Origin of the sequence: Brevibacterium sp. UCMA 11754, from assembly GCF_021532275.1 — a bacterium.
Classification (GTDB): domain Bacteria; phylum Actinomycetota; class Actinomycetes; order Actinomycetales; family Brevibacteriaceae; genus Brevibacterium.
Window position 1 is genome coordinate 1 of sequence record NZ_JACBOT010000021.1, and the last position, 21,016, is coordinate 21,016.

Below are 21,016 nucleotides of genomic sequence, written 5' to 3' on the forward strand. Positions count from 1 at the left end.
GAGCGAGGAAGCGCACCAGGCGAGCACAGCGGTGCTGTCGATCGCACAGTACGGTTCAACCGGTCGATGAAACGCGGCCGCGGCTGCGGCGATCACCATGCACTCCTGGGTTCGCCGCCACGTCTACGACCAGCCGGTGGACTGAATCCTGCCAACGTGATGAGGGGGCCGACGGGTGCTCAACAGCCCGTGTGTCGAACGTCGACGGGTACTCAGCAGCCCGTGCGCCGAGCGCCGACGGGTGGGCAGGGCTCTACTGTGCCCCCGCCGGCACTTTTGGCCCCAACGGTTGGTAAGTCCTGGTCGATCGCAGCCCTGGGATCGACCAGGACTTACCAACTGTCCGGTGGTTCGTCGATGCTGCTGGGGCAAAAGTGCAGGAAAGGACGAAGAAGGGGCGTCCCGCGTTGCTTCCGGTATGGAAGAACACGGAACGCCCCTTCTCTTCTGCAGAGATTTCGACGCCCGACAGAGACTTCGACGCCCGACGTCATCGAATGCTCGTCGTCGCGCTGTGGCCTCAGCTCAGGTCGGCAGCCTGTGGCTCGCTGCGGCCTCAGTTCAGGTCGGCAGCCTGTGGCTCGCTGCGGCCTCAGTTCAGGTCGGCAGCCTGTGGCTCGATGAGCCCACCGATCTCTGCCAGCTCGGCAGTCAGCGAATCGGCATCGTCGAAGGTGCGCGAGATGACGGTCAGGCGCTTTGCGTAATGACCGATCGGGTACTCCATCGTCATGCCGATGCCGCCGTGCATCTGAATCGACTCCTGGCTGATGGTGCGAGCCGACTGATCGTGATGATCTTGGCCGCGATGACATCACGGTGGCGGGTCCTTCTCGGAGCCGGCTTCCTCGTTGGTGACAGCAAGTCGTGAGTACAGGGCCATGCTGCGCGCATACTCGAGGTCCGCGTAGAGGTCGGCCGCACGGTGCTGCAGGGCTGGTTCGCAACGATCGGGGCGCCGAACTGCTCACGGGTCTTGAGGTACTCGGCGGTCATGGTCAGCGAGGCTTCCATGACACCGACTGCTTCGGCCATGATCGCAGCGTTCGCGGTGTCGAGCACCTCGGCGACGACGGCATGCGCATCGGCGGCGCCGAGGCGCTGGGGCCGGTGCGTTGTCGAACTTCACGCTGGCGCTTCCCTGGCCGTCGGCCTGACGGTGTGTGACGCGGGAGACTCCGGTTGCCGTCGCGGCGACCAGGAACAATCCGAGTTCGCCGTTCCGAGGCTGTGACGATGAACTGGTCGGCGACGTCGCGCCCGAGCACGCCGTTCTTCTCGCCGCTGATCGTGAAGGCACCGTCAGCGCCCGTCGAGGCGGTGGTGGACGGAGTATCGACGCGTAGCGCAGACCGGGCCTCGAGGGCCGCAAATGCGAGGAAGGTCTGGCCCTCGCACACGGAGGGCAGGATCTCCTGCTTCTGCTCTTCGCTGCCGGCGGCGGCGATCGCATTGGCGCCCAGCACTGCTGTGGCCAGGAACGGCTCGAGCACGAGTGAACGGCGAATGCTTCCAAGACCACAGCAACCTCGGCGAAGGTATTTCTGCTCCACCGTAGTTCTCCGGGATTGCCAGGCCGAGCAGGCCCATCTCTGCGAACGCCTCCCACTTCTCGCGGGAGATGCCTCTTCGCTGTGCAGAATGGCTTCGCGGGCCTGGGTGTCGTACTCGCTGCGCAGGTACTTGTTCAGGGTGCTGGCGAGTTCTTGCTGAATGTCGTTGAGTTCAAGATCCATTGTTGTCCTCTTCTTAAGTGTTCTGGGGTTGCGGAGACCTCAGAGACCAAGCAGTGCTTTCGAGATGATTCCGCGCTGCACCTCGGACGAGCCGCCGTAGATGGTGACCTTGCGGGTGTTGAAGTACGCGGGAAGGGCGTCGACTGCTCCGAGCGGAAGGTCCGAGAGTCCCTCGCCCTGAGCACGGTCGGTGACGAAGTCCAGGCCCTGGGGACCGAGGACGTCGACGAGCAGCTCGCTGATGTCTTCCTGCAGCTGTGAGCCCTTGAGCTTGAGCACGGAGGAGCGTGGATCCGGCTTGTCAGATCCGGCGGCCTGAGTCGAGAGGATCCGCAGCTGGGTCATCTCGAGTGCCGTGAGCTCGGCTTCGATCCTAGTCAGGGGGCGGAGAACAGCGGATCGTCGAGCAAGGTGCCGCGTGCCGTCTTCGTCACCGCGGCGTATGCCTTGGCACGGGCCAGGTTGACCTTCGAGCCGCCGATCCGGGCGATGCCTGTTCGCTCATTGCCGAGCAGGAATTTCGCGTAGGTCCATCCTTGTTCTCTTCGCCGACGAGGTTCTCGACGGGAACCTCGACATTGTCGAAGAAGACTTCGTTGACCTCATGGCCGCCGTCGATGAGCTGGATCGGGCGAACCGTGACTCCGGGCGTCTTCATGTCGATGAGCAGGAACGAGATGCCGGCCTGCTTCTTCACATTCGGGTCGGTGCGGACCAGGTTGAACATCCAGTCGCCGTACTGGCCCAGGGTCGTCCAGGTCTTCTGTCCGTTGACGATGTACTTGTCGCCGTCACGTACCGCGGAGGTCTTCAGCGATGCGAGGTCAGAGCCGGCATCGGGTTCGGAGAAGCCCTGTGACCACCAGATGTCGATATTGGCGGTGGCGGGAAGGAAGCGCTCCTTGATCTCCTTTCCTGGCTGCCGAAGGTCGCGATGACCGGGCCGACCATGGAGACGTTGAAGGGCAGCGGCTGTGGAACGCAGGCCAGCTGCATCTCTTCAAGCCAGATGTGGCGCTGTACCGGAGTCCAGTCCTGGCCGCCCCATTCGACGGGCCAGTTGGGTACGGCGTAACCGTGCTGATTGAGGATCCGCTGCGAAGTGACCATGTCCTCCTTGGTCAGCTCCTGGCCGGTGGCGACCTTGAAGCGCAGCTCCTCGGGGATCTCCGTGCGATAGAACTGACGCATCTTCTGAGCGAACTCGCGCTCCTCTGCATTCAGCAAGGTGTCCATGAAAACTCCTGATTGATCGTTCGGTAACTTAGCTCCAATAGTACGGTTCGGTGTTCGGGCTCACAAGTGGGGCGAGCTGACCCGAGGGGCCGGGAGCCAGGCTGCATCTAGTTTCAGGTTCACCAAACATCACGATTGCTTAACATTATTTCAAAAGTGACATACACAAAATACGCTGAGTGGTAAGACATTGATAGGCGCTTGATAGTCTTGGTCGGCGGCCTGAATATTATTCATTGTGTTCCGATGACGACGCACACCTCTTCTTGACTCAGTTGAGACGCTCGGGAACGGAAAGCTGAGATTCTTGGACATGCAGGGATATCCGGCGTCGCATTCAACTTCTTCGCGGGCAGATATTCGGATACGAGTCCGAACTGTCGACTGTGGTCGGTTCGTTCGCTGACCCTGCCTGAGCGGAGTCCTTCTGTTCCGCTTCCGGCGTCGGTCCGACCACAATCATAATCGTCGCCGCTGGGCCAGCCAGCGTTGCATTGATGACTGTGGTCTTACCGACGCCGGCAGGCCCCACTAGAAGGACGCCGCAACAGGCAGGGTCAGCGAACGAACCGACCACAGTCGACAGTTCGGACTCGTATCCGAATATCTGCCGCGAAGAAGTTGAATGCGACGCCGGATATCCCTGCATGTCCAAGAATCTCAGCTTTCCGTTCCCGAGCGTCTCAACTGAGTCAAGAAGAGGTGTGCGTCGTCATCGGAACACCAATGAATAATATTCAGGCCGCCGACCAAGACTATCAAGCGCCTATCAATGTCTTACCACTCAGCGTATTTGTGGTATGTCACTTTTGAAATAATGTTAAGCAATCGTGATGTTGGTGGAACCTGAAACTAGATGCAGCCTGGCTCCGGCCCCTCGGGTCAGCTCGCCCCACTTGTGAGCCCGAACACCGAACCGTACTATTGGAGCTAAGTTACCGAACGATCAATCAGGAGTTTTCATGGACACCTTGCTGAATGCAGAGGAGCGCGAGTTCGCTCAGAAGATGCGTCAGTTCTATCGCACGGAGATCCCCGAGGAGCTGCGCTTCAAGGTCGCCACCGGCCAGGAGCTGACCAAGGAGGACATGGTCACTTCGCAGCGGATCCTCAATCAGCACGGTTACGCCGTACCCAACTGGCCCGTCGAATGGGGCGGCCAGGACTGGACTCCGGTACAGCGCCACATCTGGCTTGAAGAGATGCAGCTGGCCTGCGTTCCACAGCCGCTGCCCTTCAACGTCTCCATGGTCGGCCCGGTCATCGCGACCTTCGGCAGCCAGGAGATCAAGGAGCGCTTCCTTCCCGCCACCGCCAATATCGACATCTGGTGGTCACAGGGCTTCTCCGAACCCGATGCCGGCTCTGACCTCGCATCGCTGAAGACCTCCGCGGTACGTGACGGCGACAAGTACATCGTCAACGGACAGAAGACCTGGACGACCCTGGGCCAGTACGGCGACTGGATGTTCAACCTGGTCCGCACCGACCCGAATGTGAAGAAGCAGGCCGGCATCTCGTTCCTGCTCATCGACATGAAGACGCCCGGAGTCACGGTTCGCCCGATCCAGCTCATCGACGGCGGCCATGAGGTCAACGAAGTCTTCTTCGACAATGTCGAGGTTCCCGTCGAGAACCTCGTCGGCGAAGAGAACAAGGGATGGACCTACGCGAAATTCCTGCTCGGCAATGAGCGAACAGGCATCGCCCGGATCGGCGGCTCGAAGGTCAACCTGGCCCGTGCCAAGGCATACGCCGCGGTGACGAAGACGGCACGCGGCACCTTGCTCGACGATCCGCTGTTCTCCGCCCGCCTGACTAGGATCGAAGCCGAGCTCACGGCACTCGAGATGACCCAGCTGCGGATCCTCTCGACTCAGGCCGCCGGATCTGACAAGCCGGATCCACGCTCCTCCGTGCTCAAGCTCAAGGGCTCACAGCTGCAGGAAGACATCAGCGAGCTGCTCGTCGACGTCCTCGGTCCCCAGGGCCTGGACTTCGTCACCGACCGTGCTCAGGGCGAGGGACTCTCGGACCTTCCGCTCGGAGCAGTCGACGCCCTTCCCGCGTACTTCAACACCCGCAAGGTCACCATCTACGGCGGCTCGTCCGAGGTGCAGCGCGGAATCATCTCGAAAGCACTGCTTGGTCTCTGAGGTCTCCGCAACCCCAGAACACTTAAGAAGAGGACAACAATGGATCTTGAACTCAACGACATTCAGCAAGAACTCGCCAGCACCCTGAACAAGTACCTGCGCAGCGAGTACGACACCCAGGCCCGCGAAGCCATTCTGCACAGCGAAGAGGGCATCTCCCGCGAGAAGTGGGAGGCGTTCGCAGAGATGGGCCTGCTCGGCCTGGCAATCCCGGAGAACTACGGTGGAGCAGAAATGACCTTCGCCGAGGTTGCTGTGGTCTTGGAAGCATTCGGCCGTTCACTCGTGCTCGAGCCGTTCCTGGCCACAGCAGTGCTGGGCGCCAATGCGATCGCCGCCGCCGGCAGCGAAGAGCAGAAGCAGGAGATCCTGCCCTCCGTGTGCGAGGGCCAGACCTTCCTCGCATTTGCGGCCCTCGAGCCCGGTCTGCGCTACGCGGTCGATACTCCGTCCACCACCGCCTCGACGGGCGCTGACGGTGCCTTCACGATCAGCGGCGAGAAGAACGGCGTGCTCGGCGGCGACGTCGCCGACCAGTTCATCGTCACAGCCTCGGAGAACGGCGAACTCGGATTGTTCCTGGTCGCCGCGACGGCAACCGGAGTCTCCCGCGTCACACACCGTCAGGCCGACGGCCAGGGAAGCGCCAGCGTGAAGTTCGACAACGCACCGGCCCAGCGCCTCGGCGCCGCCGATGCGCATGCCGTCGTCGCCGAGGTGCTCGACACCGCGAACGCTGCGATCATGGCCGAAGCAGTCGGTGTCATGGAAGCCTCGCTGACCATGACCGCCGAGTACCTCAAGACCCGTGAGCAGTTCGGCGCCCCGATCGGTGCGAACCAGGCCCTGCAGCACCGTGCGGCCGACCTCTACGCGGACCTCGAGTATGCGCGCAGCATGGCCCTGTACTCACGACTTGCTGTCACCAACGAGGAAGCCGGCTCCGAGAAGGACCGCCACCGTGATGTCATCGCGGCCAAGATCATCATCGATCAGTCGGCTCGCACCATCAGCCAGGAGTCGATTCAGATGCACGGCGGCATCGGCATGACGATGGAGTACCCGATCGGTCATTACGCAAAGCGCCTGACCGTCATCTCGCGCACCTTCGACGATGCCGATTCGCTGACTGCCGAGCTGGCAGAGATCGGTGGGCTCATCGAGCCACAGGCTGCCGACCTGAACTGAGGCCGCAGCGAGCCACAGGCTGCCGACCTGAACTGAGGCCGCAGCGAGCCACAGGCTGCCGACCTGAGCTGAGGCCACAGCGCGACGACGAGCATTCGATGACGTCGGGCGTCGAAGTCTCTGTCGGGCGTCGAAATCTCTGCAGAAGAGAAGGGGCGTTCCGTGTTCTTCCATACCGGAAGCAACGCGGGACGCCCCTTCTTCGTCCTTTCCTGCACTTTTGCCCCAGCAGCATCGACGAACCACCGGACAGTTGGTAAGTCCTGGTCGATCCCAGGGCTGCGATCGACCAGGACTTACCAACCGTTGGGGCCAAAAGTGCCGGCGGGGGCACAGTAGAGCCCTGCCCACCCGTCGGCGCTCGGCGCACGGGCTGCTGAGTACCCGTCGACGTTCGACACACGGGCTGTTGAGCACCCGTCGGCCACCCTCATCACGTTGGCAGGATTCAGTCCACCGGCTGGTCGTAGACGTGGCGGCGAACCCAGGAGTGCATGGTGATCGCCGCAGCCGCGGCCGCGTTCATCGACCGGGTTGAACCGTACTGTGCGATCGACAGCACCGCTGTGCTCGCCTGGTGCGCTTCCTCGCTCAGACCCGGCCCTTCCTGCCCGAAGAGCAGCAGGCTGCGTCGCGGCAGGTCATAGGTCTCCAACGGCACCGAGTCCGGGAAGTTGTCGATTCCGATCAGCGGTACGGAATTGTCGGTGCACCACTGCAGGAGGTCGTCGATGCTCGGGTGGTGGATGATGTGCTGGTACCGGTCGGTGACCATCGCCCCGCGCCGATTCCACCGCCGCCTGCCCACGATGTGCACCGCGGCGGCGTTGAAGGCGTTGGCTGTCCTGACCACCGACCCGATGTTGAGGTCGTGCTGCCAGTTCTCCACACCGACGTGGAACTCGTGCCGCGTCGTGTCGAGATCGGCGACGATCGCGTCGAGCTTCCAGTAACGATATCTGTCGACGACATTGCGACGATCACCGTCACGCAGCAGCTCGGGATCAAAATGCTCAGACACAGGCCAGGGGCCGGTCCACGGACCGACCCCTACCTGTGGCGCGTCTGCCTGCAACGCGCTGTCTTCAGTCACTTCTTGTCATCGGTTTCATCCGCCGACTCGTCAACCTTCGCTGCCTTCGCCGAGGTGTCGTCGGAGTCCGAGGTGTCGTCGGAGTCCGAATCGATCACGTCGTCGGATTTCGCGCCCGAATCAGCGTCGGAGCCCGAGTCCGCGGCAGAGTCCTTAGAATCAGCCTTCTTGCCGGCTGAGCCGACGGAGACCTTCTGCGCACGCTTGCTCATCTTCACGGTCTTGCCGCCGCGTCCTCCGCCGGTGAGCACCGCGCGAACGTAGGCGCTGCTGGCCAAGGAGTGGATGATGAGGGCAACCAGGGCAGCAATGGCTGCGGCGACGAGGCCCTCCCACCATGCGGGTGGGCTGCCGAAGAAGCGTCCGGCAATTCCCAGCGGCGAGGTGAACGGAGTCCACGACAGCACCTTGGCGACCGTTCCCGATGCTCCCACGATGACGGGTGCGATGAAGCCGGCAACGGTGATGACGCCGATGATCGAGACGAAGGTCTTGCGCGCCTTGCTGCCGGACACCGTCGATGCCCAGACGAGGAGCGCGTAGATCGCCCACGCGGTGAACAGCAGCGTCAGTGCGAACCAGCCCAGGCCGGGCAGCATGGCGAATGCCAGTGAGGTCTTGCCTGTGATGGAGAGTCCGAGTTCGGCCACAACGATCGCGACGACAAGGTGGACAGCTGTCAGAGACAACATGCCCGTGATCCGACCCGACGCCGAGCCGCGAGGTGGGATCGTGGCGGCGATGATCTCGGTGATCCGGTTGCGCTTCTCCAGACGCAGGTTCTGATAGAGCGCGGTGCCGAGCGTGGCCACCACGAGCAGTGCGAACACTGCCATGGCCCACAGCAGCGGAGTGGCGACCTCGTCGCCGACCGCCGGCGAGTTCAGCAGAGTGGCCTCAGTCTTCGGTGCCAGCTTCTCCAGCAGCTCCTCGGGCTGTTCGTCCAAGGCGATGATCGTCGGCTGTGCCTGTCCGCTGGGGTCCTGGATGAAGGCCGCGTCGACCTTGCCTTCCTTGACCAGCTTCTCTGCGGTTTGAGCGTCCTTGGCGTCGGTGATCTTCACGCCCAGCTGCTGCTCGTACATGGCAGCCTGCTCACCCACACCGACCATAGCCATGCTCGGAGTACCCGACTTCGAGTCTGATCCAGCGACGACGCCCGAGATGATCGCAGCGAGGATTCCGAGCACGATGACTGCGCCGGTGACCAGGAAGAACGGACTGCGCAATGCGGTCGTGCTCTCCCGGTTCGATACCAGCCAGGCGGCCTGACGCTTGTTCACGTCGACGAACTCGGAGACCAGACCGGTCTCGGGAAGCTCATCGGCCGAGGGCCGGTCCTCGGCAAGTTCGAACGGAACCTCATCGAGTCCGTCGTCGGCCGCCGTTGCGTCAGCATCGCTGGCGTCAGCATCGCTGGCGTCAGCTGTGTCGCTCACATCGGCAGCTTTATCGTCGGCAGCCGCAGCAGGCTTGGCGCCCTGTGCTGAGTCGGCACCTTTTTCGGTCACCGTGACGTCATCGCCGACGGATGTGCCCAGATCATCGATGCTCTCTCCCGCAGTGCCCTTCGACACCTGCGGCTCCGGGGAGTCCCCGTCCTGGCCTTCGTCCTTGCCTGCCATCACAAAGCCTCCTTGTACTGCTCGGCCAATGTCGGGCGAACACTCTCGAAACTCTTCACACCATTCAGTGCTGCCACGGTCTGTGCGGCGGAGCCTGCATCGGCTGCCCGGAAGCTGACGATGTTGTCTGCGGAATCGAGAACCGCAACGTCGCTGATGCCCGCGCGGCTCTCCAATGACTTAGCGGCCGCCTCGGCGTCGTCAAGCTCCACACGGTATTTCACGTCCGAGCGCAGTTCCTGCACGCTGCCGGACACGCTGGTCCGGCCCTGGCTGAGGACGATGACATCGTCGGCATGGGTCTGCGCGGCCTCCCAATTGTCGGTGGCCAGGATGACGGGCACCCCGGAGGCGGCGTGGGCGCGCAGCAGAGACATCACAAGTTCGGTTGACTGTGAGTCGAGCCCGGAGAAGGGGTCGTCGATGACGACGACATCGGGGTCGGCGGCCAGTGTCGCTGCGATGTCGACGCGGGCGATCTCCGTGCCGCTGAGGTTCTTCAGCGGTGCATACCCGCGATCGGCGAGCTCGAGGCGCGAGAGCAGAGTCAGCGCATTGCGCTCTGCGGCCCCGAGGGTGATGCCGTGCAGACGCGCCAGGTAGACGATCTGATCGATCACACGCATGTTCGGGTAGCCGCCGCGCTCGGCGGGCAGATATCCGAAGTTCTGACGATCGCCGAAGTCGAGCTCGAAGTCCTCGAGCTTGACGGTGCCCTCATCGGGCGAGATCAGCCCCATGATGACGCGAACCAGCTCGGTCCGGCCGGCCGAACGGGTTCCGACGATTGCGGTGATCCGGCCTGCCTGCGCGGTGAAACTCACCTCGTCGAGATAAGTTCGCTTTCCCTTGCGCAGGGAAACCTCTTTCAGTGTGAGCACGCGTCATCCTTACTTTTCCTGAAGCAGTACTGTGGGAGTGTCTCATCTATCGTGTTGAATCGACCACGATGTTTCAAACCAGGACCCCGATTACGACAGAATTGCCAGTCGAGTCCCAGCTGGTGATCGACGGGTGGGGATCCGCCCGTGAAGCTCCGACGAACGTCTCAATCCAACCCAAGATCGCTTGTCGTCAACGCCGTGAGATACGGAATGCCTGTTGCCTCGACGCGCTCCTTGGCGCCCGTGTCTCGGTCCATGACGACGGCCACGGCCACCACCTCGGCGCCGGCCTCCTTGAGGGCTTCGACCGCGGTGAGCACGGAACCGCCAGTCGTCGAGGTGTCCTCGACCGCGACGACGCGCTTGCCCTTGACGTCCGGACCCTCAACGCGACGAGACATCCCGTGCTTCTTCGCCTCCTTGCGAACGACGAAGGAGTCCACCGGAGTGCCGCGAACCACTGAGCGGTGCATGACGGCGGTTCCGACCGGATCGGCGCCCATCGTCAGCCCGCCCACGGCGTCGACCTTGTCGAGCAGCCCTTCGGCATCCAGAAGATCGAGCACCACATCACCGATCAGTGGTGCGGAGCGATGGTCGAGAGTGACCCTGCGCAGATCCAGATAGTAGTCAGCTTCCCTGCCAGATGAGAGGGTCACCTTGCCGCGAACAACGGCGAGTTCGTCGATGAGGTCGAGCAACTGTCGGCGGATGTCTGCACTATCGGTCATGCCCCCAAGTCTAAACGGCCAGTGCCGTTGCGCAGACCAGGGCCGTCACACACGCCCAGGGGGCTCTTTTCATCGAGGCCGCCACGGGCCCCCACGCCTCCCATCGGAGGGTCTCCCCCGCCGAGGTGGTCATGAGCTCCGACTGCCCACGCCGAGGTGGTGATGGGGATCACGGCATTCGAATCGAATCCGTACGTGAGGTTTCCACCGAGCGAACGTCTGTACCAATGTCATAAAGAATGGGGCTGAGCTGTACGTTCCGTGAGAATCGGATCTACCATTGAGTACAGATCGATTGAGTACAGATCGACTCGCCAAGCCCGATCATCAGCTACTTCAGAAGGGATGTGAACCTCATGGGTTTCATCGCATATTTGATTCTCGGACTCATTGCCGGCGCCATTGCCAAGGCGATTCTGCCGGGCAAGCAAGGCGGCGGCATCATCGCCACACTCATCATCGGCGTCATCGGAGCCATGCTCGGAGGTTGGATAGGAGGCGCACTCTTCGGAGTCCAGATGGATGCGTTCTTCTCGCTGTCCTCCTGGCTGTGTGCGATCGGCGGCGCGCTGATCGTCCTCATCATCTGGGGCTTCATCACCAGCAAGATGGGCAAGAAGGACAAAGCAGCCTGATCATGATCTGACGCAGGCACGATTCGACCCTTGTCGAGTCACGTCCAGCGTGTGAAGAGGCTCGGAATCCAGCACTGGATTCCGAGCCTCTTCACATTCACCAGCAGTCCTAGCTGTCAGCCACCATCGCTGACGCACCCACCGTCGCCGACGGCTGGGCGCGCGACTACCCCCGGCTGACGACGCGAAGGTCGATGTCGAGCCGTCCGCTGACCTCCACGGCCCCGCGAGCGATGTCGGCCTCGACGACGGAGAAGATCTCATCGACGACCTCGGCGACCGCACGGGTGTGGTCAAGGTGAGCGTCGATCCTCACCTTCACACCGTCACCGCCCCGGGTCACGTCAACGCCCACGGGCTCATCGCCGGTGCGGCGCAGCACCTTGGCCGTGGCGGTGGCGACCAGATCACGCAGTCCCGGTGCCAGGGCTCTGACCCCGGCGATCGAGGTCACGGAGTCAGCCAGCCGGGCCGACTCCACGACCTCTTTACCGCTGCCGTTGACAGAGCCGCTGCCGTTGACAGAGCCATTGCCGCTGTACACGAGATTGGAGTCCTTCGACTCGCCACGATCAGTCAACGTACACATCCTCAGCATTGATATCGATCCGGGCCGCGGGGATCCCCAATTCGGCCAGGACCTCGGCGGATACGGAACGTCGGATCGCCTCGGCGGTGGAGGCGAAGGAGATGCCGGCGCGCATGGCCACCGTCAGCGACACGGTCGCCGCACTCCCTTCCGGATCCCCGGCAGGTTCGACGTCGACGCTGCGAGCTCGGATCCCATCCACCGCATCAACGGCATTGCGCACAATCGAGCGCACCGAAGCGGTCGAGATCGAGAACGGGTGTCCCTGCTGTGTCTGCAGACTGGTCGAGGGCCCCCGGTACAAATCGTCTCTGACCAACTGAAGGATGCGCTCACGCACTCCGGCCGTATCTTCGGGCTCGGGTTGGAACGTGCTCATGTATTCGTCGATGACACCGCGAAGCTGGGCGTCTGACTCCCGCTGGGAATCGGCACTCGTCTGGTCGGGTTCAGCGCCGGAGCCGACATGCTCGTTCACGTCCATCCTTCCATCCCCTCCATGATGGCAGTGCGGGCTCGGTGAATTCGGCCGCGCACACTGCCTTCACTGATGCCCAGAGTTGTCGCCACCTCGGCGTAGCTGAGGCCTTCCATCTGGTGGAGTACCCACGTTACCCGCTGTTCTGATGAGAGCGTCTGGAGAACGTCTGAGAAATGCTGCAGAGCTGTACGCGCCTCGACGGACTTCTCAACCGAAGCCCGCCCATCCGCGTGGATGCTCATATCGTCGGGATCCTGCGCGTCCGAAGGTCTGGCCATCCTCCTGCGCAGCAGGTCGGTGCACTTGTTCGATGCCAGTCGGTAGATCCACGTGCCGAAAGCGGCCGGTTCGGTCAGAGCGCTCATCGATTTCCACGCCTGCACCAGCGTGTCCTGCACGACGTCTTCCGCGTCCTGCCGGTCACCGAGCGTGCGCAGGCAGAATCGCAGGAGCTTCGTCTCATACCGGTCAACCAACGCCTCGAAGGCGTCGATATCGCCCTCTCTCGCGCGCACGACGAGGGTGACGATATCGAAGTGATCATCGTGCCTTGTCATATCCACATCGTATGCGACCGCAATCGCCGTGAGCATGTTCGCCACGTCGGGACGAACCTGTTTCACCGGCAAGAAGATTTTCACCGGCGAGAAGATTCTTTCGCAATCATGCGTGAGGTTTGCCGGTCATGCGCGTCTGTACTCATAACTAGCCTGTTCTCGCAACAGGATCGTCGAAGCGAAAAGGAAGACAGATGCCAGAAGACAAGCAGTCCACCGTTTCCCAGCAGTCCAGGACCGACGATTCGGTTCGCAGCCCTCTCGTGACCGACATGGGCAATACCACGATCGCTGAGAACGTCGTCGCCAAGCTCTCCGGCATTGCCGCCCGTGAGGTCCCCGGCGTGTTCGGGATGGGCAATGCCGCACGCCGCACCTTCGACGCCCTCGCCGAACGCATCCCCGGCTCCCAGACGAATGTCTCCGGAGGAGTCTCCGTCGAGAAGGGTGAGAAGCAGACTGCGATCGACCTCACCATCGTCGTGGAGTACGGAACGTCGATCGTCGACGTCGCCGAGGCGATCCGTCGCAACGTGATCCGTGCCGTCGAGCAGGGCACCGGCCTCCAGGTCGTCGAGGTCAACATCGAGGTCACTGACGTCCATCTCCCCGGCGACGACGATGATCAGCAGAACACCAACGACACCGTCGAACTCAACTGAGACGAAGGACTGACATGTCGAAAACACTCATCGGTCTGCTCGTCGGACTGACGCTGGGCATCGTTGCGTTCTTCGGTGGTTTCCTTGCGTTCCTCATCGTCGCCATCTGCGGCGGGCTCGGACTGGTCATCGGCCTCGTCCTTGACGGACGCCTCGATCTCAGCGCGCTGAGTTCGCGCTCGACGACCCGGAGGTAGCATTGTGGCTTCATCACGTGGTGGCCTCATGATCGCTGACCGAGTCATCGAGAAGACGGCCTCCCAGATCCTCAAGGGTCTACCCGGGGTCGGCGGCGCGAAGTCGGGCCTGTTCGGGTTCGGTTCGAATGCCGACCTCGACAGCCGTCCCAGCGTGGACGTGACCCTCTCGGGTCGCAGCTGCACCCTCGAGGTTCAGCTGGGGCTGGCGTATCCCTCCCCCATCACCGAGGCGACCGAATCGGTCCGTCGTCGCCTGAGTGCAGATGTCGAAGCGCTCACCGGAGTCAGCGTCCGTCAGGTCGACGTCGACGTGAAATGGCTCAAACCCAACGCTTCAGGAACCGGAAGATCAGTGAGGAATCTGCAATGAGCACACGACTGTTTCGGGCACGCCCGGCACGCGTGGTGCCCGCTGTCATCCTCGCGATCCTCATCCTGGCCATCGCCGTCGCCCTCGGCTGGGCGGCCATTGCCGCCATCGTCTCCGACGGGTCTGGGAGCTCGGCGCTGTCGTCCGGATTCTCCGGATTCGCGACTCTCGGAACAATGACGTGGGCCGCGGCGGCGATCATCACCGCTGGTGCCGTCATCGCGGTCCTCGGGCTGATCTTCCTCATCATCGGGATCTCGCCGGGAGCCAAGCGCAACATCGGCTACCGTGCGCAGGCACCAGAGCACATCGAACGCTTCGAGGTGGTTCTGCCGACCTCAGCCTTGTCGAACCTGGCAGCCGCGGCTGCGGACTCCGTCGACGGAGTGTCGAGCGTGCGTGCCGCGTCCAATGCCTCGTCGACGAATGTCACCTTCTCCACCCCGGTACGTGACACTGACGAAATTCGCCACGATGTCGATGCCGCAGTCACTCAGCGCTTCGCCTCGATCGCGTTCGACCGCACACCCACCGTCAAGGTTCGCGCACAGAGGAGACCGGCATGAAACGACTGGCAGCAGGTGCCAATCGCACCGGTCTCATCATCGTCGGGCTGATCTTCCTCGTGGCCGGACTCGCCGTGCTCGCGCTCAGCTTCGGCTTGGCAGCAGCGGTGGCGCCCGGCCTGACCCCCGATGCGAAGCTGCAGCCCATCGCCGCGGTGTTCGCATTGCCGTTCTCCGCTGTCATCGCGCTGGTGGCAGCTCTCATCCTGGCGATCATCGGTGTGCGTTGGCTCGCTGCCCAGGTCCCGCGAAAGGGTTCCGCCAAACCCCTGCGCATGCAGGAAGATGCTCGGAGCGGCGTGACCACGGTGACGGCGAACGTGATTGCCGATGCCGTGGAAGATGACCTCGAAGACACTCCTGAAGTCGTCGATGCGCAGGCCATTCTGCGCGGAACGGCGCGACGACCGGAGCTCGTCCTCCATGTCGATGTCGACGAACGTGCCGACGTCGATGCGGTCGTCGCCGACATCGCAGATCGCGTGACCCGCAACGCCAGTCACGCCCTTGGCGTTCCGCTGTCCGCTGTGGGTGTGGAGATCGGAATCGCCCGGTCACGTCAAAGGAGGCAGCGCAGTGTTCAGCTGTGAATGACAAAGACCCCGGGGCGCGTAATCGCGACATCCCGGGGTCCTCGCAGCACTCCCCTCGAGTACCCGGACGCATCCCCATACGTCCGTTGTGTCCACCCGATCCCCACCGGGCGAACACCATTATTGGATCACACATCGATCCCACTTGTAAAGATTGTTCTGCCCTGCCTGAATCGCGCTTGGCCGTTCCACAGACCCCTGACACCCGATAAAATCCCAGGTCACAGGGTTCACTGAAAATAATTCAAGACTCAACTTCATGCGGCGGGTCGCAATGTCACTGCTGCGACCTCAGTGATCGTCTCGCCTGCTGAGAGAGAAACCGGTCGACCCCCAGCGCACCAGAGAGCGGGGAACGAAGCGAGCGACTCGAGCCGCCAGCCCATAGCTCGCCCCAGGGATCGAGACCACCTTGCCGCGTCGCGCATCGCGCAAGGATGCGGCGACGACCTGCTCCACGCTCAGCCAGATCCACCCGGGCCCCGGTCGGTCGACGCCGAGTCGCTCGTGGAACCTGGTGCGAATGAATCCGGGCAGCACGACGGTGGCCGTCACCGGAGTTCCGCGCAGCTCACCGGCGAGAGCTTCGGTGAAGACCACGGTCGACATCTTCGAGGCCGCATACTGGCCCATCGTCGTCAGCGCCGCCATGGACGAGACGTTGATCAGGCCGCCGCGACCACACTCGCGCATCTGCCTGACCGCGGCCAGAGAGAGTTCGCGCACCGCGCCGGTGAGCACCATATCCTGGTCCTCGAGCTCCGAGATCTCCGACTCGAGCAGACCCTGCTTGAGTCCGTATCCGGCGTTGTTGATGAGCAGATCGATCCGCGAGGTCTCGATCACGGTCCTGACCACGTCGATGCCGGCTCGGGTCGACAGATCGGCCACAACCACCTCGGCGTGGGTGCCGCTGTCGTTTTCGATGCTCGTCGCCAGCTCCTGCAGACGGACCTCATCACGGGCTACGAGGACCAGGTCGTACTGGTCGGCGGCGAGGGCAAGTGCATACCCGCGCCCCAGCCCTGAGCTGGCACCGGTGACGAGTGCGCGCGGCCTCGTCACTTCGCGCCTTGGCCCACGCGCACCGTCAGCGACTGCGCGGCGGTGCCGATCGGCCCGTTGACGTCGCTGAGGACGCTTGTGGTCTCACCGATCCCTGTGGGGCCGAACGCAACCTTCGTCTCGAAGCCGACCCAACCTGGTTCGGGGACTCGGGTGAGGTGGATGGTGAGGTCGACGTTGGGGAAGAACGTCGTCTTCGGGTCTTCTCTCACGGCCAGCCCATTGGCGGTGTCGACGAGTTTCACGAAGGCCGCGGTCGCGGGATCGTCCTCCCCGTCGACGAGCGGATAGGGGGACCTGATCCAGGAACGGGCGGATCCGGGATGGGCGTCGGCGAACTGACCGCCGTCCAGCGAAGCGATGAAGCCTCCGCCCCAGCGGCCGGTGAATGGGACGGCTGGGGCTTCTTCGGGCTCAGGCAGAGTCGGCCATTCGTCGCCGACGACGCTTGCGGTGTCGCCCGGCAGCAGGCGCCAGACTCTGGCGTGGACGCTCGTGCGCTCACCGTGGCGCATGCTGGCCTCGATGAGCTCGATGGTCCGACCAGGCCGGATGACGTTGACGTCGATGGTGAATTCGCCGGAATGGATGACACCGAGTATGTCGAAGCTGACCCGCGAGACCAGCTTGTCAGAAGGCAGCCGGCGTTCGATCTCCGCCAACACCAGCCCTGCGGCCGGGGCCAGATGCTGTTCGCCCGGCTGCCACGCGCCCTGGCTGTGCAGCGTCGAGACGAAGGCCTCCGGTGCCGTGCGCACATAGTAGGAATCGGGGCAGGCGGCACCATCATGGCCGAGATGTTCGTTGAGTGCTTCAGGCATGACCCCAGATTATCGGTATCGGACCGGAGCCGAGGCGATGGGGCCAGCGAGTGCGTCTGCCGGCTTGTTCTGCCCGTTGAGCTTGGGCCTGCGGCCGGGACAGCTTAGGGTGGGAGAGTGAGAATCGCGAGCTGGAATGTGAACTCGATCCGCGCCCGACACGACAGAATCGGTGCTTGGCTGGATCGCTCCGACGTCGACGTCCTGGCCATCCAGGAACTCAAATGCAAGGACGAACAGTTCCCGAAGGATCTGTTCACCTCCCGAGGCTATGAAGTCAGCTTCCACGGCCTCAACCAGTGGAATGGCGTGGCAATCGCTTCTCGAGTGGGCCTCGAGGACCCCGAGATCGGATTCGCGGACATTCCCTCGTTCGGCGACGAAGACCCCGTGGTCGAGGCTCGTGCCCTGTCAGCCACCTGCGGCGGAGTCAGAGTGTATTCGCTCTACGTCCCCAACGGTCGCGAACTCGACCACCCTCACTACACCTATAAGCTCGAATGGTATCGGGCGCTGACTGCCGATATCTCTGCGCAGCTGCGCGATACTCCCGATAAGAAGCTCGTCCTGTGCGGCGACTTCAATGTCGCGCCTCTGGATGAGGACGTCTGGGACATGGCTGAGTTCGACGGCCTCACCCACGTGTCCGAACGAGAGCGCCAGGCCTTCAACACCCTCCTTGACGCGGGGCTCAGCGAGGTCACCAGGCAGTTCACACCTGGCCCAGGGGTCTACACCTTCTGGGATTACCAGAGACTGGCCTTCCCGAAGAAGAAGGGCATGCGCATCGACTTCGAACTCGCCTCACCGTCCTTGGCCGCGCAGGCCACCGGCGCGGAGATCGACCGCGAGGAACGCAAGGGCAAGGGCGCGTCCGATCACGCTCCCGTCATCGTCGACTTCGAGGTGTGAAGCGGCCGCTTCACACCGCCACCTCGCCCCACAGCTTCACCCAGAGTTTCACCCACTGCAGCGCCCTCCGCACCCCGCAGCTTTTCCCACCGCAGCGCCCGCTCAGCTGCACGCCGCTGCCGCCACGGAGATGCTCGGCGCCGATGCAGATCCCTCTCAACGCTGATCCGTATTGACGAAACGTCACTTCAAAGGTGATCCTTAAAGAAAATGTGTCGCTGTTCACCCCCCCGAAACAGCACGCAGGAATCTTTGAACACAAGATTAGTGAAAATCACATAGCAATGACATTGAGTAAGCAGAATTCGATCACGGAGATCGGATAGATTACTTAGTGGTAGATAATCCCCGCATCCCCACTGCAGAGGTCCCCACCCATGTATGATTCCGCTGACCAGAGCGGTCCCGTTTCCCCGACGGCTCCCTCGCCCGGTGAAGGCGTCTTTCCCGGCGAGCGCGCGACGACGGTCCGCTCCTTCGCGACTGGCCTCGCCGACATCGCACCCCAACTGCCCGACGCAGTGTGGAAGAGTCTGTTCCAACAGACGTCTGGCCACCTCCTGGCAGGCCAGGCCGTTCTGCAGGGCGCTGACTCAATGGGATATGACCTCTCGGCAGTCGATGCCGATCACTACTCGGATCTTCCGTCCGCCGACGTTCTGACGCAGATCCGACGTCAGGCACCGGACAGCCCCGAGCTGAGGTTTGCCCACCTGCTGTCATTCATGCGCGACATCAATGCCGACACCCTCGCAATCGCCGCCGGCGCCATGCCCCATCTGGGATCGTTTTCCATTCCCAATGCGCCAGAAGGCACACGTCCATTCGACGTCTCTGACCTCTCAGCGCACCTGAACGAAGACGGCCTGCTGCTCCCAGTTCTGGACCGCACCGGCCACCACACGATTGCTCCTGTCGTGAGGACGATCTTGCGACGCCTCTACGACGCCAGAGATCGACACAGCGAATCACGGTCCCGCCGAGCACTTGGTGCAAGCGCCGCCGAATGGCTTCAGGCCCCGGCCGCATATCATTCCGAGGGCTTCGACGAAGCTCTGCTGCGCGTCGCGGAGGCCGGAGAGTGGAACGCACTGACCGAACTCTGGGCAAACCGGGGCCATGCACTCATGGTCGACCATTTCGACGCCACGCTCGAGGCATTCTCGAAGGTCCCTGAGGCCCAGGCTCACAACTCTGCAGTTTTGGCCGAGGCCCTGGGCGACTGCCTGCAGGTCGACGAAGTCAGACGGCGCCTCGGAGTCAACGACGCCCTGACCGTCCTCAAGGAGGTCAACTTCGAGCATGCGGCAGTCCCGACGCTCGACTCGCAGCTGGAACGGATCAAGGACGGCGACTTCACCGTCGATGACATCATGATCATGGCCATCGCTTCGATGCGGCGCCAGAAGCTGCTCGGCCGGTCGGACCAGGGCCTCCACATCGCCCGAGCGGCCCAGGAACTCATCAACGACACCCGGCATCTCCAGTCGGCAGCAACCCCACTCTGCGAAGCACGATTTCACCTCGAATATGGGATCACCAGCATGTTCGTCGGCGATCTCACAGGCAGTGCCCAACTGCTGCGTCGGTCGATCATCCTCACAGAGCTCGCCTCCGCATCCTCCCCTTATCTCCTACTCCCGGCGCACGCCTACAGCGCCCTGGCACACGCGATGCTCGGAAACGGGCCATCGAGTGACGTGCACCTGCGCCACTTCGACGAGCTCAAGGACCGGGCCCGCTTCACCAGCCCCCACACGCTCACCGCCTACTCTCTGGCTCGCATGATTCGTGCCATGGACGCCCTGGACCTCGACGAGGCAAGTCAGTACTCGACACGTCTGGCCGACCCCGCTCTGGGTCATCACTCGTGGCTCGGAGTCGTTCGGTACAGGTCACTGTTCGGCATTCTGCGCAGCGATGTCGGGATCGAGGGCAAACGGCTGCAGCAGGCAATCGACGCCAACCGCTCATCCCTGCCGGCTGACGGACTCCTGCTGCATACTCTGCAGCTCACTCTGGTCTGCCTCCACCTGGCTCAGGGGCAGACCCACCTCGCCCAAAACGTTCTGCTTGATGCCGAGACCGAATCGCCGTACATCATCCTGGCCAGAGCTCAGCTCCATCTGACCATCGGCGAACACGGGACCGCGGCGCACCTGGCGAACAGAGTTCTGTCTCAGAATCCACTCGATCTGCACGCCAAGGCCGCTGCCCGGGCGGTTCAGGCCGCCGGCCTGTTGGGCAAGGGTGAGCTGGTCGAGTCAGATTCCGCGTTCGTCGATGCGCTCGAATACTGCAGGATCGCTGCCAGCCTCATCCCCGTTGCGATGGTTCCCAAGTCCCTGCGTGATCAGCTGATCGAGCGCAGTTCCAGCGCCGCCGAGTGGGATCTGATCGCACCGGTCTTTCCGACCGGACCCGGAACGGTTGTCGACTCTGGTTCGGCTGACGGACCCGGACCGACCGGCGGACCCGGATCAGTTGCCGACCCAAGCTCGACTGACGGACCCGGATCAGTTGAGGACCTCCGCGTGGGCCAGGCCCGCTTCGGCGACGGTGCCATCGGCGGACCCGGCGGACTCGGTGCCGGGGAGCAACTTCGTCAGCGGCTGCTGAGCCTCGGGGAGACACTTCGCATCCGCGCCGGTCACACCCTGCTCAGCCCCTCGCAGAGGCAACTCCTGGCCCTGCTGGATACCCAGTCGTCGGTGTCCGCCATCGCGGCTGAGCTGAGCCTTGTCGAAGGTACTGTCAAGAACAAACTGTCGAATCTCTACGCGCGCCTCGGAGTCCGCAATCGTCGGGATGCGCTGGCTCGCGGCTACGAATACGGGTACCTCCCCACCGATCGCTGACAGCTGAGTCGTCGCCCAAAGCACAGCACACATCTTCACGCAGAAAGCTTCGCGCGGA

25 protein-coding genes are annotated in these 21,016 nt (G+C 62.9%); 10 read left to right on the forward strand and 15 right to left on the reverse strand.

Translation table 11 applies throughout. The annotated features are described in order from the left end of the window. Window positions 1–592: 592 nt before the first annotated feature. Genes HX613_RS09025 through HX613_RS22160 form a run of 6 tightly spaced genes read right to left on the reverse strand, consistent with a single transcriptional unit; the run spans window position 593 to window position 2,972 of the window. Window positions 593–751 carry a hypothetical protein gene (locus tag HX613_RS09025; protein ID WP_235345020.1) on the reverse strand — a complete coding sequence of 53 codons (159 nt, stop codon included), beginning with the start codon at window positions 749–751 and terminating at the stop codon, window positions 593–595. Further along, on the reverse strand, window positions 730–1,035 hold the full coding sequence (locus HX613_RS09030; protein WP_328284937.1) for a hypothetical protein: 306 nt from the start codon (window positions 1,033–1,035) through the stop codon (window positions 730–732). The genes HX613_RS09025 and HX613_RS09030 overlap by 22 nt, the downstream gene beginning before the upstream one ends. Further along, the gene (locus tag HX613_RS23045) at window positions 999–1,736 is read right to left on the reverse strand and encodes a hypothetical protein (protein WP_442862599.1); all 738 of its coding nucleotides are present in this window, start codon (window positions 1,734–1,736) and stop codon (window positions 999–1,001) included. The genes HX613_RS09030 and HX613_RS23045 overlap by 37 nt, the downstream gene beginning before the upstream one ends. Window positions 1,737–1,775: 39 nt before the next feature. Next, window positions 1,776–2,180 (reverse strand): acyl-CoA dehydrogenase family protein, encoded by a 405-nt coding sequence (locus tag HX613_RS22150; protein WP_328284943.1) that lies wholly within the window; start codon window positions 2,178–2,180, stop codon window positions 1,776–1,778. Beyond that, entirely contained in the window at window positions 2,167–2,643 is a 477-nt protein-coding gene (locus tag HX613_RS22155; protein ID WP_328284944.1) for an acyl-CoA dehydrogenase family protein, read from the reverse strand. Before HX613_RS22155 ends, HX613_RS22150 begins: the two co-directional genes overlap by 14 nt. Then, window positions 2,547–2,972 (reverse strand): acyl-CoA dehydrogenase family protein, encoded by a 426-nt coding sequence (locus tag HX613_RS22160; RefSeq protein WP_268826739.1) that lies wholly within the window; start codon window positions 2,970–2,972, stop codon window positions 2,547–2,549. The genes HX613_RS22155 and HX613_RS22160 overlap by 97 nt, the downstream gene beginning before the upstream one ends. Before the next feature lie 962 nt (window positions 2,973–3,934). Here HX613_RS22160 and HX613_RS09045 point away from each other — a divergent pair. Beyond that, a complete protein-coding gene (locus tag HX613_RS09045; protein ID WP_235345021.1) occupies window positions 3,935–5,128 on the forward strand; it encodes an acyl-CoA dehydrogenase family protein in 1,194 nt (397 codons plus the stop codon). Window positions 5,129–5,167: 39 nt separating this feature from the next. Next, complete coding sequence (locus tag HX613_RS09050; RefSeq protein ID WP_235345022.1) at window positions 5,168–6,316, forward strand: acyl-CoA dehydrogenase family protein; 1,149 nt, start codon at window positions 5,168–5,170, stop codon at window positions 6,314–6,316. A gap of 448 nt (window positions 6,317–6,764) precedes the next feature. Here HX613_RS09050 and HX613_RS09055 read toward each other — a convergent pair whose 3' ends face one another. The 4 genes from HX613_RS09055 to pyrE form a co-directional block, all read right to left on the reverse strand. Then, window positions 6,765–7,409, reverse strand: a complete 645-nt coding sequence (locus HX613_RS09055; RefSeq protein ID WP_235345023.1) for a TrmH family RNA methyltransferase — start codon at window positions 7,407–7,409, stop codon at window positions 6,765–6,767. After that, window positions 7,406–9,034 (reverse strand): ABC transporter permease, encoded by a 1,629-nt coding sequence (locus HX613_RS09060; RefSeq protein ID WP_235345386.1) that lies wholly within the window; start codon window positions 9,032–9,034, stop codon window positions 7,406–7,408. The genes HX613_RS09055 and HX613_RS09060 overlap by 4 nt, the downstream gene beginning before the upstream one ends. Further along, window positions 9,034–9,915 carry an ABC transporter ATP-binding protein gene (locus HX613_RS09065; protein WP_235345024.1) on the reverse strand — a complete coding sequence of 294 codons (882 nt, stop codon included), beginning with the start codon at window positions 9,913–9,915 and terminating at the stop codon, window positions 9,034–9,036. Before HX613_RS09065 ends, HX613_RS09060 begins: the two co-directional genes overlap by 1 nt. A gap of 167 nt (window positions 9,916–10,082) precedes the next feature. Then, window positions 10,083–10,649, reverse strand: a complete 567-nt coding sequence (gene pyrE / locus HX613_RS09070) for an orotate phosphoribosyltransferase (protein WP_235345025.1) — start codon at window positions 10,647–10,649, stop codon at window positions 10,083–10,085. Window positions 10,650–11,005: 356 nt separating this feature from the next. Between pyrE and HX613_RS09075 the strand changes: the two genes are divergently transcribed. Further along, window positions 11,006–11,284 (forward strand): GlsB/YeaQ/YmgE family stress response membrane protein, encoded by a 279-nt coding sequence (locus HX613_RS09075; RefSeq protein WP_143920947.1) that lies wholly within the window; start codon window positions 11,006–11,008, stop codon window positions 11,282–11,284. Window positions 11,285–11,450: 166 nt separating this feature from the next. Here HX613_RS09075 and HX613_RS09080 read toward each other — a convergent pair whose 3' ends face one another. From HX613_RS09080 to HX613_RS09090, 3 genes are read right to left on the reverse strand one after another with little or no spacing between them, the layout of a single operon-like run. Next, window positions 11,451–11,864: a hypothetical protein gene (locus tag HX613_RS09080; protein WP_235345026.1), complete on the reverse strand. Its 414-nt coding sequence runs from the start codon at window positions 11,862–11,864 to the stop codon at window positions 11,451–11,453. Then, window positions 11,857–12,351: a hypothetical protein gene (locus HX613_RS09085; RefSeq protein ID WP_235345027.1), complete on the reverse strand. Its 495-nt coding sequence runs from the start codon at window positions 12,349–12,351 to the stop codon at window positions 11,857–11,859. Before HX613_RS09085 ends, HX613_RS09080 begins: the two co-directional genes overlap by 8 nt. Continuing rightward, window positions 12,348–12,911, reverse strand: a complete 564-nt coding sequence (locus HX613_RS09090) for an RNA polymerase sigma factor (protein WP_235345028.1) — start codon at window positions 12,909–12,911, stop codon at window positions 12,348–12,350. Before HX613_RS09090 ends, HX613_RS09085 begins: the two co-directional genes overlap by 4 nt. 194 nt (window positions 12,912–13,105) lie before the next feature. Between HX613_RS09090 and HX613_RS09095 the strand changes: the two genes are divergently transcribed. The 5 genes from HX613_RS09095 to amaP are packed head-to-tail and all read left to right on the forward strand — an operon-like array spanning window position 13,106 to window position 15,299. Next, window positions 13,106–13,573, forward strand: a complete 468-nt coding sequence (locus HX613_RS09095) for an Asp23/Gls24 family envelope stress response protein (RefSeq protein WP_204233413.1) — start codon at window positions 13,106–13,108, stop codon at window positions 13,571–13,573. A gap of 14 nt (window positions 13,574–13,587) precedes the next feature. Then, window positions 13,588–13,770: a DUF2273 domain-containing protein gene (locus HX613_RS09100; RefSeq protein ID WP_143920952.1), complete on the forward strand. Its 183-nt coding sequence runs from the start codon at window positions 13,588–13,590 to the stop codon at window positions 13,768–13,770. A 28-nt stretch (window positions 13,771–13,798) separates the two neighbouring features. Then, window positions 13,799–14,143: an Asp23/Gls24 family envelope stress response protein gene (locus HX613_RS09105; protein ID WP_235345029.1), complete on the forward strand. Its 345-nt coding sequence runs from the start codon at window positions 13,799–13,801 to the stop codon at window positions 14,141–14,143. After that, a complete protein-coding gene (locus tag HX613_RS09110) occupies window positions 14,140–14,709 on the forward strand; it encodes a DUF6286 domain-containing protein (protein WP_235345030.1) in 570 nt (189 codons plus the stop codon). The genes HX613_RS09105 and HX613_RS09110 overlap by 4 nt, the downstream gene beginning before the upstream one ends. Further along, window positions 14,706–15,299, forward strand: coding sequence for an alkaline shock response membrane anchor protein AmaP (amaP, locus tag HX613_RS09115; protein WP_235345031.1), 594 nt, complete (start codon window positions 14,706–14,708; stop codon window positions 15,297–15,299). Before HX613_RS09110 ends, amaP begins: the two co-directional genes overlap by 4 nt. Before the next feature lie 294 nt (window positions 15,300–15,593). Here the strand turns inward: amaP and HX613_RS09120 are convergent, their stop codons facing one another. After that, window positions 15,594–16,367 (reverse strand): SDR family NAD(P)-dependent oxidoreductase, encoded by a 774-nt coding sequence (locus tag HX613_RS09120; RefSeq protein WP_235345032.1) that lies wholly within the window; start codon window positions 16,365–16,367, stop codon window positions 15,594–15,596. Further along, on the reverse strand, window positions 16,364–17,188 hold the full coding sequence (locus tag HX613_RS09125) for a thioesterase family protein (protein ID WP_235345033.1): 825 nt from the start codon (window positions 17,186–17,188) through the stop codon (window positions 16,364–16,366). Before HX613_RS09125 ends, HX613_RS09120 begins: the two co-directional genes overlap by 4 nt. 117 nt (window positions 17,189–17,305) lie before the next feature. On the opposite strand from HX613_RS09125, the gene HX613_RS09130 reads away from it, so the two are divergent. Together HX613_RS09130 and HX613_RS09135 are read left to right on the forward strand one after the other, a co-directional pair. After that, a complete protein-coding gene (locus tag HX613_RS09130; RefSeq protein WP_235345034.1) occupies window positions 17,306–18,100 on the forward strand; it encodes an exodeoxyribonuclease III in 795 nt (264 codons plus the stop codon). A gap of 377 nt (window positions 18,101–18,477) precedes the next feature. After that, the gene (locus tag HX613_RS09135; RefSeq protein ID WP_235345035.1) at window positions 18,478–20,958 is read left to right on the forward strand and encodes a response regulator transcription factor; all 2,481 of its coding nucleotides are present in this window, start codon (window positions 18,478–18,480) and stop codon (window positions 20,956–20,958) included. Window positions 20,959–21,016: the final 58 nt, after the last annotated feature.